The 12,772-nt window shown below is 68.9% G+C and carries 12 protein-coding genes; 7 read left to right on the top strand and 5 right to left on the bottom strand.

The genetic code is table 11. From position 1 onward, the window contains the following. The first annotated feature begins 135 nt into the window (after positions 1-135). The 3 genes from ABGB01_RS16550 (at position 136) to ABGB01_RS16560 (ending at position 2,915) form a co-directional block, all read left to right on the top strand. The gene (locus ABGB01_RS16550; RefSeq protein WP_347774214.1) at positions 136-774 is read left to right on the top strand and encodes a ComF family protein; all 639 of its coding nucleotides are present in this window, start codon (positions 136-138) and stop codon (positions 772-774) included. A 601-nt stretch (positions 775-1,375) separates the two neighbouring features. Beyond that, positions 1,376-2,044 (top strand): ribosome-associated translation inhibitor RaiA, encoded by a 669-nt coding sequence (gene raiA / locus ABGB01_RS16555; RefSeq protein ID WP_347774215.1) that lies wholly within the window; start codon positions 1,376-1,378, stop codon positions 2,042-2,044. A 172-nt stretch (positions 2,045-2,216) separates the two neighbouring features. Beyond that, on the top strand, positions 2,217-2,915 hold the full coding sequence (locus ABGB01_RS16560; RefSeq protein ID WP_132518859.1) for a response regulator transcription factor: 699 nt from the start codon (positions 2,217-2,219) through the stop codon (positions 2,913-2,915). 115 nt (positions 2,916-3,030) lie between these two features. Here ABGB01_RS16560 and ABGB01_RS16565 read toward each other — a convergent pair whose 3' ends face one another. Next, positions 3,031-4,227, bottom strand: coding sequence for a crosslink repair DNA glycosylase YcaQ family protein (locus ABGB01_RS16565; protein WP_347774216.1), 1,197 nt, complete (start codon positions 4,225-4,227; stop codon positions 3,031-3,033). Between the two features lie 266 nt (positions 4,228-4,493). Next, positions 4,494-4,754: an HGxxPAAW family protein gene (locus tag ABGB01_RS16570; protein ID WP_132596035.1), complete on the bottom strand. Its 261-nt coding sequence runs from the start codon at positions 4,752-4,754 to the stop codon at positions 4,494-4,496. 223 nt (positions 4,755-4,977) lie between these two features. Between ABGB01_RS16570 and secA the strand changes: the two genes are divergently transcribed. Next, a complete protein-coding gene (gene secA / locus ABGB01_RS16575; RefSeq protein ID WP_347774217.1) occupies positions 4,978-7,767 on the top strand; it encodes a preprotein translocase subunit SecA in 2,790 nt (929 codons plus the stop codon). Positions 7,768-7,912: 145 nt separating this feature from the next. On the opposite strand, the gene ABGB01_RS16580 is transcribed toward secA, so the two are convergent. The 3 genes from ABGB01_RS16580 to ABGB01_RS16590 all read right to left on the bottom strand — a co-directional run bounded on the left by ABGB01_RS16580 (position 7,913) and on the right by ABGB01_RS16590 (position 10,819). After that, positions 7,913-8,365: an Rv3235 family protein gene (locus ABGB01_RS16580; protein WP_347774218.1), complete on the bottom strand. Its 453-nt coding sequence runs from the start codon at positions 8,363-8,365 to the stop codon at positions 7,913-7,915. Positions 8,366-8,748: 383 nt separating this feature from the next. Further along, positions 8,749-10,062, bottom strand: a complete 1,314-nt coding sequence (locus ABGB01_RS16585; protein ID WP_347774219.1) for a PTS transporter subunit EIIC — start codon at positions 10,060-10,062, stop codon at positions 8,749-8,751. A 31-nt stretch (positions 10,063-10,093) separates the two neighbouring features. Continuing rightward, complete coding sequence (locus ABGB01_RS16590) at positions 10,094-10,819, bottom strand: GntR family transcriptional regulator (RefSeq protein ID WP_347616450.1); 726 nt, start codon at positions 10,817-10,819, stop codon at positions 10,094-10,096. Between the two features lie 124 nt (positions 10,820-10,943). Here ABGB01_RS16590 and ABGB01_RS16595 point away from each other — a divergent pair, with 124 nt between their 5' ends. The 3 genes from ABGB01_RS16595 to ABGB01_RS16605 are packed head-to-tail and all read left to right on the top strand — an operon-like array spanning position 10,944 to position 12,723. Further along, positions 10,944-11,978 carry an SIS domain-containing protein gene (locus ABGB01_RS16595; protein WP_347774221.1) on the top strand — a complete coding sequence of 345 codons (1,035 nt, stop codon included), beginning with the start codon at positions 10,944-10,946 and terminating at the stop codon, positions 11,976-11,978. A gap of 51 nt (positions 11,979-12,029) precedes the next feature. Beyond that, positions 12,030-12,266, top strand: coding sequence for a PTS glucose/sucrose transporter subunit IIB (locus ABGB01_RS16600; RefSeq protein ID WP_347774223.1), 237 nt, complete (start codon positions 12,030-12,032; stop codon positions 12,264-12,266). A 10-nt stretch (positions 12,267-12,276) separates the two neighbouring features. After that, positions 12,277-12,723, top strand: coding sequence for a PTS glucose transporter subunit IIA (locus ABGB01_RS16605; protein ID WP_347774224.1), 447 nt, complete (start codon positions 12,277-12,279; stop codon positions 12,721-12,723). The last annotated feature ends 49 nt before the right edge of the window (positions 12,724-12,772 follow it).

Consider the following 12,772-nt stretch of genomic DNA (forward strand, 5'->3'; position numbering starts at 1 on the left):
CCCCGCTGAACCAGGCGAACAGCTCCGCCTAGAGAAACGCCCTCCAGGCGCCTACACCCATGTCAGCACAGGTCAGGAGCTAGATTCGGGCCTCCAGGCCGCGGAATTATGTCGAACCCGGGCAAGGGGGCGCGCTTGTGCGATGGCTGCGTCGCCGAGCTGACCGCCTCGCCCGCACCGCGCAGGCCCGACCCGTCCCCGCCCTGCCTGCCCGACTGCTGGTCGGCGGCGCCCTACACCGGCGTGGTCAGGAAGGCGGTGGTGGCCTACAAGGAGCGCGGTGCGGTGGCGCTGGCCGGGGTGCTGGCGCAGGCGGCGACGTTCACCACCGTGACGGCGATCGGGCGGACGCGGGCATCGTGGGCGTGCGGCCGGTTCGCGGTGGTTCCCGTGCCCAGCGCGCGGCGGAGTCTGCGCGGCAGGGGGCACGATCCGGTGGGGCGGCTCGCCGTGCTGGTCGCGCGCGACCTGCGGGCGCTGGGGATGCCGGCGCGGGCGTGGCCAGGGCTGGTCCAGGCTCGGGGTGTGGCCGACCAGGCGGGCCTGAGCTCCGCCGAGAGGGCCGCCAACCTCACGGGGTCACTCCAGGTCGCCTCGCCCGCCGGAGGCCCTCCAGCGCCCGTTGCGCTGCTCCTGGACGACATCGTGACCACCGGCGCCACTCTCGCCGAGGCCGCGCGGGCGCTGCGGTCGGCCGGCGTGCGGACGCCGCTGGCGGTCACCGTCGCCGCGACACGCCGAAGATCTTGGAAGTCGTTAGGTGACGGTGAGTAAAGAAAGATCCAATTCGCCGCTCTAACCTGAAGGTGACATGTGCCTTGCCCGAGTGGCATGCCGGGGCAGCTCAGCGGTCAGGACGTTCGTACGCGTAAGGGGTGCCGGCCGGGTGCGCCGGGTCTCGGAATGCGCTTTCCGCACCGTGGAAAATCACGGAAAGTGATCGTTTGATCGACCCTCCGGCTGACATTCTCCCTGGATGCGGATAGCGTTCTGACATGGCACCCGTTCGGGTCCGTGGTTGCGCAGAGCCGGTGTTCCCGGCTCTGCTAGCCGATGCCAGCCGCAGGCAAAACGGTCCACGTAAGGCGACTCTTTGTCGACCGATCACGGTGCGGCTTAGGGGTAAGTCCTGCCTTCCCGAGGGGCCAGATGTCCCTCGTCAGAAGAGAAGGGCAGTAGTGGCGATTGAGCTGCGAGACCCTCAGCAGGCGGATGTGGGGTCGAAGACCAGGTCGGCCGGGCGGGTGCCCACTGAGTTCCCGGTGACGTCGAGTCGGAAGAGGGTAACGGTGGCAGAAAGGCAGACAGAAGACCCCACCCGGCACGCACATCGTCGGGCGCTCTTGCTCTGTCGTTAGACGAAGGGGGCTGTTGCATGGACATCATCGTCAAGGGCCGGCACACAGGAGTGAGTGATCGGTTCCGAGACCACGTGACGACCAAGCTGGCCAGGATCGAACGTCTGGACAACAACATCATCCGAGTCGACGTGGAGGTGTCGAAGGAACGCAACCCGCGCCTCGCCGACCGACGCGAGCGTGTCGAGCTCACCATTCACTCGAAAGGACCGGCCATCCGCGCCGAGGCGTCGGCCGACGACCGGTTCGCAGCACTCGATCTCGCCCTCGACAAGCTGGAAGGCCGCCTCAGGCGCCTGGCCGACCGGCGCAAGGTCCATCACGGCAACCACTGCCCGCCTTCTGTGGCGGAGATCACCGCGACGCTTCCTGACGCCGCCGGGCTTCCCCCGGTAACCCGGCCCTCCGTCCCCGAGCAGGCCAAGGAGCCCGACGAGGACGAGCAGGAGAAGAGCGACCGGCTCTACGACGACATCGTCCCGATCGAGATGGACGGCGACGGTCCGCTCATCGTCCGGGAGAAGTTCCACAAGGCGGAGCCCATGACCATCGACCAGGCCCTCCTCGAGATGGAGCTGGTCGGGCACGATTTCTACCTCTTCCGCGACAAGGAGAGCGGCCAGCCGTGTGTCGTCTACAACAGACGCGGTTACAACTATGGTGTGCTGCGGCTCGTAGAGCCCTGACAGCGCGCTAGAAGATCTTCTCGACCACCCGAGAACCGCGGCACCCGTGCCATCATGGCGGTTCAACGGCTCTGGCCCCCCGACGAGGAGGAGACGTGAGCGAGCTCAGTCAGGTTCAGATGAGCGAGCGAAGCGACGAACACACAGTCGCGAGGCTGCGCAAGGAGGCCTCGTGACCGAGTCCGGCGAGGTCCGCGCGTCCGAGAGCGAGCCGATCCGCGTGCTGATCGTGGACGATCACGAGCTGATCAGGCGCAGCCTGGCGCTGGCGCTGGCCGCTGAGCCCGACATCGAGGTGGTCGGTGAGGCGAGCGACGGGCAGGAGGCGGTCGAACTGGCCGATCGCCTCATGCCCGACGTCGCCCTCATGGACGTGCGCATGCCGCGGCAGGACGGCATCGAGGCGGCGAAGGGCATCAAGGCCTCCGTCCCGAGCACCCGCATCATCATGCTGACGGTGAGCGACGAGGAGGAAGACCTCTTCGAGGCCATCAAGGCGGGCGCCACCGGCTATCTGTTGAAGGACGTCCAGATCAACGACGTCCCCGCCGCGGTGCGTGGCGTGCACGAGGGCCAGTCGTTAATCAACCCGGCGATGGCGGCCAAGCTCATCAGCGAGTTCGCCAACATGAGTCGCAAGGAGGCCGAGCGCCCGCCCCAGCTCCCCGTGCCCCGGCTGACCGACCGGGAGATGGAGGTGCTGCGGTTGGTGGCCAAGGGCATGAACAACCGCGAGATCGCCAAGCAGCTGTTCATCTCCGAGAACACCGTGAAGAACCACGTGCGCAACATCCTCGACAAGCTGCAACTGCACTCGCGGATGGAAGCCGTGGTCTACGCGGTGCGCGAACGCATGCTGGAGATCACATAGAAGGTCCACGAGCGCAGCCGATCCCAGTCGAGACGGATCCGGACGGGCTCCGGTCGTACCCCCGCCTTGGGCGCCCAGTCGTAGATCTCGGACATGGCGCCTCTCGAAACGGTGCTCAACCCCTCCTGGCCGTGCTCAGGATCGGTGCGAGTTCAGGAGGGTCGGCGCGGTCGACACGGACGGAGTCGCAGCCGACCCAGTCGGCCGCCGACCACAGCGCCTCCCGCAGGGCGTCGGCCCACCGGGCGGAGGAGAGGCCGGGCTCCAGGCTGAGCTGCCTGGCCACCAGCGTGGTGCCCTCGCGCGCCGGGTCGACGCGGCCGATCAGACGGCCGCCGGCCAGCACCGGCATCGTGAAATAGCCGTGGACACGCTTGTGCTTGGGCACGTAGAGCTCCAGCGTGTAGCGGAAGCCGAAGACGCGCTCGGTGCGGCCGCGGTGCCAGATGAGCGAGTCGAACGGCGACAGCAGCGTCGTGCGGTGGCGGCCGCGCGGCTCGGCTGCCAGGGCGGCCGGATCGGCCCAGGCGTTGGCGAGGCCCTGCTTGCCCGGCCAGCCCGTGACGGCCACGGGCACCAGCCCCGCGGCCCCGCTCAGCAGCACCTCGTCGAGTATCGCCGCGTGACGCCCCTTGAGCCGGAGGAAGTCGATCAGGTCGGTGCGGTTGGCCACGCCCAGCGAACGGCCCGCGATGGCGGCCAGGCGCGTGATGCACTCCTCGTCGGACAGGTCGTCGCCCAGCAGGTCGGCGGGGACGGCGCGCTCGGCCAGGTCATAGACGCGCCGCCAGCCGACGCGGCGGGTGCAGACCAGCTCGCCGATGTCGAGCAGCCACTCCAGGCCGATCTTGGAGTCGGACCAGTCCCACCACGGGCCGCCGTTCTTGGCGCCGCCCACGTCGGACGTCGTCAGCGGCCCCGACTCGCGCACCTTCTCCAGCAGCTTGTCGACGTCGTCGGGGACCTCGTGCCAGCGGAAGCGCCGCTCGCGGTAGGCGCGGCGGCGGAACGAATAGAGCGGCCAGTGCTCGATGGGCAGGATGCAGGCCGCGTGGCACCAGTATTCGAAGCTCTGGGCGGGGTTGTGCCAGTATGCGCGCTCGATCTTGGACCTGCCGACCGCGCCCAGGCGGGCGTAGGCGACCAGCTCGTGGGAGCGGGCGAGGACCGAGATCGTGTCGAGCTGCACGGCACCCAGCCTGCGCAGCATGGCGTGCACCCCACCCTTGCGTGCGTCGGCCCCGATGAGGCCCTGGGCGCGCAGGATGATGCGTCGTGCTTCGTCGGCGGTCAGATCCGGTAGGGGGGTCATGTCGGCATCTCCGTACGGCGGTGCATGCGAGCAATCTAGCGGCGGCCACCGACATTTCCGCCCGCCCGGACCGCCGGGGGTGCGGGAAAGAGGGCCTCCAGGCCCTGGCTCATGGACGTACCGGACGGGCACCCGGGCATGGCGGACGGGGACCGGGGATCCGGGGGTGTGGCGGACGGCCGTGGGGCGGGACACGCCCGGGGGATCGCCGGAATGGAAAACGGCGGGCGGCCCGTTGGACGGGCGCCCGCCGTGCGAAGAGTACGTCAGCGGTGGTCTTCGGCTCGCATGCCCACGCGCGGAGCGTCGATCACGACGTCGGTGAAGATGTCGAAGACGAGAGCGAGGATGCCGCCCACGACGAACACACCGGCACCGATCCAGACGAGCGTCCAGTTACCGGCGGTCAGCCCGAAGCCGGCCACCACCGTGCCCACCAGCATCACGGTCACCGCCAGCCACGATGACGCGCGCCCGCCGTGGCTGCCAAGATTCTCGGTTTGCTCCGACTTCTTCCCCTCAACCATGACAAATCCTTCCTTTGCCGGTTATCGCGCTATTGGTGCGAGCCGGCTCTCAACCGGCATATCCTCTGCCTTGAGCCCATTCTCCCAGACCAGTCTTGCGCCCTCGTCGGCACGGTGGCTGTGTCTGCTTGCGGAACCGCCTACCATGGCAACGGGGAAGTTTGTCTCGGCCTCTCCTCCTGGCGGCGCCGCCGGGGTAGACCTGCGAGGAGCTTTACATAAAGTGGCAGCCATTCTCGACAAGATCCTACGTGCCGGCGAAGGCAAGATCCTACGCAAGCTGAAGCGGTACGCAGACCAGGTCAACTCCATTGAGGACCATTTCACAGGCATGTCCGACGCGGAGTTGCGGGCGATGACGGACGAGTTCCGCAAGCGCCACGCCGACGGCGAGAGCCTCGACGACCTGCTTCCCGAAGCGTTCGCGACGGTCCGTGAGACGGCCCGGCGGGTGCTCGGCCAGCGACCCTTCGACGTGCAGATCATGGGCGGCGCCAACCTTCATCTGGGCAACATCTCGGAGATGAAGACCGGTGAGGGCAAGACCCTGACCTGCACCCTGCCGAGCTATCTCAACGCGCTGGCCGGCAAGGGCGTGCACGTCGTCACGGTCAACGACTACCTCGCCAAGCGCGACGCCGAGAACATGGGGCGCATCCACCGTTTCCTCGGTCTCGAGGTCGGCTGCATCGTGTCGGGCCAGCAGCCCGACGAGCGCCGCAGGCAGTACGAAGCCGACATCACCTACGGCACCAACAACGAGTTCGGCTTCGACTACCTCCGCGACAACATGGCCTGGTCGCTCGACGAGTGCGTGCAGCGCGGCCACTTCTTCGCGGTCGTCGACGAGGTCGACTCGATCCTGATCGACGAGGCCCGCACGCCGCTGATCATCTCGGGCCCTGGCGAGCAGTCGGGCAAGTGGTACAACGAGTTCGCCAAGATCGTGCCCCGCCTGCGCAGGGGCGTCGAGGCGAAGAACCCCGGCGAGGAGAGCACCGGCGACTATGTCGTCGACGAGAAGAAGCGCACGGTCGGCATCCTGGAGTCCGGCGTCGAGAAGGTCGAGGACTGGCTCGGCATCGACAACCTCTACAAGCCGGAGCACACCCACCTCGTCGGCTTCCTGAACAACGCGCTCAAGGCCAAAGAGCTGTTCAAGAAGGACAAGGACTACATCGTCGCCGACGGCGAGGTGCTGATCGTCGACGAGTTCACCGGCCGCATCCTGCACGGCCGCCGCTACAACGAGGGCATGCACCAGGCCATCGAGGCCAAAGAGAGCGTCAAGGTCAAGGACGAGAACCAGACGCTCGCCACGGTCACCCTGCAGAACTACTTCCGCCTCTACGAGAAGCTGGCCGGCATGACCGGCACGGCCGTCACCGAGGCCAACGAGTTCAACAAGACCTACAAGCTCAACGTGGTCCCGATCCCGACCAACCGGCCGATGATCCGTAAGGACCAGGCCGACGTGGTCTACAAGACCGAGGACGCCAAGTTCAACGCGGTGGTCGACGACATCAAGGAGCGCTACGAAGCCGGGCAGCCGGTCCTCGTCGGCACGACCTCGGTGGAGAAGTCCGAGCGGCTGTCCAAGGCGCTCAAGCGGCGTGGCGTGCAGCACGAGGTGCTCAACGCGAAGAACCACGCACGTGAAGCGTCGATCATCGCCGAGGCGGGCCGCAAGGGCGCCGTCACCGTCGCCACCAACATGGCGGGTCGAGGCACCGACATCCAGCTCGGCGGCAACCCCGAGTTCCGCGCCGACCTCGAGCTGCGCCAGCGCGGGCTCGACCCGGTCGAGACGCCGGAGGAATACGAGAAGGCCTACCCCGAGGCGCTGGAGAAGGCCAAGGCGGCGGTGAAGGCCGAGCACGACGAGGTCACCAAGCTCGGCGGCCTCTACGTCCTGGGCACCGAGCGGCACGAGTCGCGGCGCATCGACAACCAGCTGCGCGGACGCTCCGGCCGCCAGGGCGACCCCGGCGAATCGCGGTTCTACCTGTCGCTCGGCGACGACCTCATGCGCCTGTTCAACTCGGCCAGGGTCGAGATGATCATGACCAGACTGCAGATCCCCGACGACCAGCCGATCGAGTCCAACATCGTCTCCAAGGCGATCGCCTCCGCCCAGCACCAGGTCGAGCAGCAGAACTTCGAGATCCGCAAGGAAGTTCTGAAGTACGACGAGGTGATGAACCGCCAGCGCAAGGTCATCTACGCCGAGCGCCTCCGCGTGCTGGAGGGCGCCGACCTGCACGAGCAGGTGCGCGGCTTCATCAGCGACGTGATCGACGGCTACGTTCAGGGCGCCACGACCGAGGGCTTCGCGGAGGAGTGGGACCTCGAGAAGTTGTGGAAGGCGTTCGGCGAGCTCTACCCGGTCCAGGTCACGATCGAGGACATCGTCGAGGAGGCCGGCTCCCGCGAGGAGGTGACCGCCGAGCTGATCAGCGAGCGGATGAAGGCCGACGCGCTGGCCGCGTACACCAGGCGCGAGGAGGAGTTCGGTCCCGAGACCACGCGTGACCTCGAGCGCCGCGTGATCCTCTCGGTGCTCGACCGCAAGTGGCGCGAGCACCTCTACGAGATGGACTACCTGCGCGAGGGCATCGGCATGCGGGCCTACGCGCAGAAGGACCCGCAGATCGAATACCAGCGCGAGGGCTACGAGATGTTCTCCGCGATGCTCGAGGGCATCAAGGAGGACTCCGTCGGCTTCCTGTTCAACCTCGAGGTCGAGGTGCAGGAGAACCCGATCGTCGCCGAAGAGGACGACGCGCTGGCGGAGACCCGTTCGATCATCGCGCGCGGGCTGCGGGGTCCCGAGCGACCGGCCGAGCTCGAATACTCGGCGCCCGGCGAGCAGGGCGAGGTCGAGCACACCCGGGTGCGCACGACCTCCGCCGAGCGGGCCGCCTACGGCAACGTGGAGCGCAACGCGCCCTGCCCGTGCGGGTCGGGCAAGAAGTACAAGCGCTGCCACGGCGACCCGAAGAACGCCGCCTGACGGTTCCTGCGAAGACCCTCACCTCTCCGGGGTGGGGGTCTTCGGCTCTGTACGCACCCTCTTCGGGCGGCCGGTTGCGCGGCCTTTCCTGGGCTGAAGCACGGTTGTGCGGGGTCTCGCTCGATGAGGTGAGGCCGCCGGGCGGTCAGGCGGTCTCGAAGTCGGTGCAGAGCCATTGGTGGCCCCGCCGTTCCAGGCGGGCGGCGAGTACGTGGTCGCGCTCGCCGCAGTGCACGACGACGCACATCTCCAGGGCGCCTTCCCTGGGTTCGGTCACGTGCGGCCTCCCGGCGAACGGGGGGCGGCTGGCCGCGATCATCCGCCCGGCCCTGACGAGATCCCGGTAGGCCCGCTCGGTGAGCCGGCCGGCCAGCGTCTCGGGCGGGCGGCGGCCGGTGAGCACCTCCGCCAGGGCCTGCCCGAGATGGCGCAGCCTGCGCTCGTCCGGGGCCGCTCCAGGTGCTCCCCACACCAGGGGACGCGCGTCCAGGGCCAGGGCTCCGTGGGTCCGGGACGCCGCGCTGCCCGCCCTGCGCCGGCCGTCGTCGTAGGGCGGCTCGGGGGCGGGGGTGATGCCGACGTGGGGTGTTGCGGACACGCAACCTCCAAGGGCTCAGGGGGAGAAACAAACGTCATAAGGAGTTTTCGGCCCGGCCCAGGAATACAGCGGCCACCAGCTTCCCCTGGCTGGGGTCGCTTTTCGTCCCGCTGCGAGAAGAAGGTCCTCCGCAGCTGGATCCCCTCGTCGAGGGCTGCGCGCCGTTTCGGTCGCGGAGCGGCGTACGCATCGGCCGTCCTGAACTCAGGCGGGCTCGCGGCCGGGCGTGGCGAGGTTCAGGGAGCGCATCAGTACGGTGAACAGCACGCGTTGCAGCCCGCCGAACAGCGACGACCGGCCAGGGCTCATGACGGTGGTCCCACCACATCGCTCGCGGGGGTCGCGGGGATTACTACCCCGCGGCGGATCGCGGGGAACCGGCGCTAGGTCTCGCCGGAGTCGACGTCCGGTTCGGGTTCCCGGCCGGGCGTCAGGATGTCGAGCCTGCGGATCAGGAACGTGAAGACGGCGTAGTAGAGCACGCCGTAGACGGCGCCCAGGGCGAGGATGCCGGGTAAGTTCTCGGTGTTGGACTTGCTGGCGTTCAGCAGCAGGTCGAGCAGGCCGGCGGAGAAGCCGAAGCCCAGCTGACCGCCGATCAGCGTGGTCAGCGCCATGGCCAGGCCGGTCAGGATCGCGTGCACCACCAGGAGCAGCGGCGCCACGAAGATGAAGGCGAACTCGATCGGCTCCGTGATGCCGGTGACGAACGACGCCAGCGCCGCCGACAACATGATGCCGCCCACGCTGGCCCGCCGGTGCGGCGGCGCGGCGCGCCACATGGCCAGGGCGGCGGCGGGCAGGGCGAACATCATGATGGGGAAGAAGCCGGCCATGAACTGGCCCGCGTGCGCCGCGCCGCCGAAATAGCAGTTCCAGTCGCCGCCCAGCAGTTGGCCGCCCACGTCGCACTGCGGCACCACGTGCCAGACGACGGAGTTGGCGAAGTGGTGCAGGCCGAGGGGGATGAGCAGGCGGTTGATCAGCCCGTAGATGCCGGTGCCGATCGGGCCGATCGCGGTCAGGGCCTCGCCCGCGTGCCGGATCCACTCGCCGAGCACCGGCCAGAGCCAGCCGAAGAGCACGCCGATGAGCAGCGCCACGATGGCGGTGATGATCGGTACGAACCTGCGCCCGCCGAAGAACGCCAGCCACGACGGCAGCTTGATGCGGTGGAAGCGCTGCCAGAGCAGGGCCGCGACCAGGCCCATGACGATGCCGCCGAGGACCTGGGTGGGATTCTGCATGCCGTAGTCGATGATCTCGACGACGCCCTGGTCCTGGACCTCCTTGATCGCGACGGTGTCGCGGATGTCGGAGCCGAAGAACATGACCTTCGTCACCCGGTCGAAGACCAGGTAGCCGACCATGGCGGAGAGCGCGGTGCTGCCGTCGGACTTGCGGGCGAAGCCGATGGCCACGCCCACGGCGAACAGCAGGGGAAGGTTCTCCAGCAGCGCGCCGCCGGCCGCGGCCAGCACCTCGGCCACCTGGCCCACCCAGGCGAATCCCGCCACGTCCGCCAGGCCGCCGGGTTCGGCTCCGTTCGAGCCGAGCATGTCGGGCTGGCCGACGCGGAGCAGCAGGGCCGCCGCGGGCAGGGCGGCGATGGGCAACATCAAGGAGCGGCCCAGCCGCTGGAGCACGGTCATCACGCGAGCGCCCGGCGAAGGCCGGGCGGCGGTGGTCTCGTTCACCGGGCGTTCCTCCGGGGGTGGGGGCCGACCCTCAGGGCTCGAGTAGGGTGCGCAGCTGGTAGCGGTCGGCGCGGTAGGTGGACACGCCCAGCTCCGCGCAGACACCACCGGCGAACGACCTGCGCTGGAGCAGCAGCACGGCGCCGCCGCGCGGCAGCTTCAGCAGGTCGGCGTCGCTCGGGTCGGCGATGCCGCCGTCGATGGTGAGCTCGCCGGCGTCCATGACGAGACCGTAGCGGCTCTCCAGCAGCTCATACAGTGATTTGTCGGACAGGTCGTGGTCGGCCAGACCGGGGGCGAGCTTGACCGGGATGTGCGCCCGCTCGATGGACAGCGGCTCCCCGTCGGCCGTGCGCAGGCGCTCGATGAAGTGCACCTCCTCGCCCGGCTGGATGCCCAGCTCCTTGGCCAGGTGGGCGCTGGCGCGCACGATCCTCCTGTCGAGGTCGCGCGAGCCGGGGATCATGCCGCGGGCCCTCATGTCGTCGGTGAACGAGGTCAGCTGCAGCGCCAGCTCGATCTTGGGCCGGGCCACGAACGTGCCCTTGCCGGGGACGCGGTGCAGGCGCCCCTCGGAGACGAGGTGGTCGACCGCCTGCCGTACGGTCATTCTGGACAGGCCGAAGCGCTGGCAGAGCTCGCGCTCGGAGGGGATGGCGGCGCCGATGCTGAGCTCGTCGCTGTCGATGAGATCCAGCAGGATCTCGCGAAGCTGGAAGTATTTGGGCACCGGGCTGTCCGGATCGATGTGCGCCACGGATCCTCCTCTCGAACTGACCAGGGCAATGAGTTAGGGTTCGTACTGGTCTAGTCCGGACTAGACCACATGTCGCAAAAGACGGTCAAGTCTAAGCCCCACGGATTTGAGGGATGAGCCCGAGATGACCACGAAGATGCGCCGCGAGATCGCCGAGCAGCCGGCCGCGATTCAGGCCACGCTGGACGCCCTGCTCCCGAGGGTCGACGAAGTGCGCGCGGTGGGCGAGCACGCGAAGCAGCTGCTGTTCATCGCGCGTGGCACCTCTGACAACGCGGCAGTGTACGGGCGCTACCTCGTCGAGTCGCACGCGGGCCGCCTGTCGGCGCTGGCCGCGCCGTCGATCGCGACGACGTACAAGCGCCGGCTCGACCTCGACGGCGTGCTGGCCGTGGCCATCTCGCAGTCGGGGCGCACGGAGGAGATCGTCGAGACGCTGGCCTGGGCGAAGGACTGCGGGGCGAGGACGGTCGGCGTCACCAACGGCGGCGCGGACAGCCCGCTGGCCCAGGCCGCCGACGTGGCACTCTGCACGGTGGCCGGCGAGGAGGAGGCCGTGCCGGCGACCAAGACCTACACCACGCAGCTCGCCGCGCTGGCCGTGCTCGCGCTGGGGCTCGGTGCCGACGTGGACGTGGCGGAGCTGCGGCGGGTGCCCGAGGCCGTGGAGAAGCTCATCGCGGCACCCGGCGACCTCAACGCCCTGGTCGAAGGGCTGGCGGACAAGCCGGGCGTGGTGGTGTCGGGGCGCGGGCTGGCGTTCTCCACGGCGTTGGAGACCGCGCTGAAGCTCAAGGAGGCCTGCTACCTGCACGCCATGGGCCTGTCGTACGCCGACCTGCTGCACGGGCCCATCGCCGTGGTCGACGCCGACACCCCCGCGCTGCTGGTCGCCTCCGAGAACAGCCCCACCCTGGCCGGTACGGTCGCGCTGGCCGAGCGGGTGGTGGCCGCGGGGGCGGCGGCGTACACGATCGGGGGCGGCGAGGCGCTCGCGCGGGCGGGCACGGCCGCGCTCAACGGTCCCGACCTGCCCGAGTGGGTCGCGCCGATGGGCCTGATCGTGCCGGGGCAGCTGCTCACCGAGGCGCTCGCCCGCAGGCTCGGCATCGACCCCGACGCGCCGCGCGGCCTCAACAAGGTCACTCAGACGGACTGATCACACAGCGTCGTCTAGCCTGGTCAGAGTGTTAGCGCAAGGGAGGACCGGATGGCGGCTGACGTCCACGCGATCATCGCGGCGCTCGGCGGTGCCGGCAACATCATCGAGATAGAGCCCTGCATCACCCGGTTGCGTACGGAGGTGCGCGACGCGTCCATGGTCGATCAGGGGGCGCTCAGGGCGGCGGGCGCGCACGGCGTGATGGCCGCGGGCAACGTGGTCCAGGTCGTCGTCGGGCCGGAGGCGGACACGATCGCCAGCGACATCGAGGACATCATCGGCTAAGGGCGAGATCATGACGACTGTTCTCGCCCCGGTCGAGGGGGCGGCCGTGGGGTTGGCCGCGGTGCCCGATCCGGTGTTCTCCGCGGGCATGGTGGGGCCGGGAACGGCGATCGATCCGCTGAGAGGGCCGGGAAAGGCCGTTGCCCCCATAGCGGGAAAAATCATGAAGCTGCATCCGCATGCGTACGTCATCGTGGGTGACGACGGCAGAGGCGTGCTGGTGCATCTGGGCATCGACACGGTCCAGCTCAAGGGCGAGGGATTCCGGCTGCTGGCGACCGAGGGTGACAGGGTGCGCGCCGGTCAGGCGGTGGTGGCGTGGGACCCGTCGGACGTCGAGGCGGGCGGACGCTCGCCGGTCTGCCCGGTGGTCGCGTTGGACGCGCTCTCCGATGCGGTGACCGGGGTCGCTCGGGGCAGGGTGCAGGCAGGAGACGAGCTGTTCATATGGGAATAGACCTGCTGCCAAGGCGTCACAATAGGCATGCCGCCGATTCGACCCCGAT

The sequence above is a fragment of the Nonomuraea sp. B5E05 genome (assembly GCF_039880665.1).
Classification (GTDB): domain Bacteria; phylum Actinomycetota; class Actinomycetes; order Streptosporangiales; family Streptosporangiaceae; genus Nonomuraea.

Excerpts from the sequence above, each read along its gene's own strand:
- raiA (WP_347774215.1), top strand. The coding sequence starts at position 1,376 with ATGGACATCATCGTCAAGGGCCGGCACACAGGAGTGAGTGATCGGTTC.
- ABGB01_RS16565 (WP_347774216.1), bottom strand. The coding sequence starts at position 4,227 with ATGACCCCCCTACCGGATCTGACCGCCGACGAAGCACGACGCATCATC.
- ABGB01_RS16570 (WP_132596035.1), bottom strand. The coding sequence starts at position 4,754 with ATGGTTGAGGGGAAGAAGTCGGAGCAAACCGAGAATCTTGGCAGCCAC.
- ABGB01_RS16595 (WP_347774221.1), top strand. The coding sequence starts at position 10,944 with ATGACCACGAAGATGCGCCGCGAGATCGCCGAGCAGCCGGCCGCGATT.
- ABGB01_RS16600 (WP_347774223.1), top strand. The coding sequence starts at position 12,030 with ATGGCGGCTGACGTCCACGCGATCATCGCGGCGCTCGGCGGTGCCGGC.
- ABGB01_RS16605 (WP_347774224.1), top strand. The coding sequence starts at position 12,277 with ATGACGACTGTTCTCGCCCCGGTCGAGGGGGCGGCCGTGGGGTTGGCC.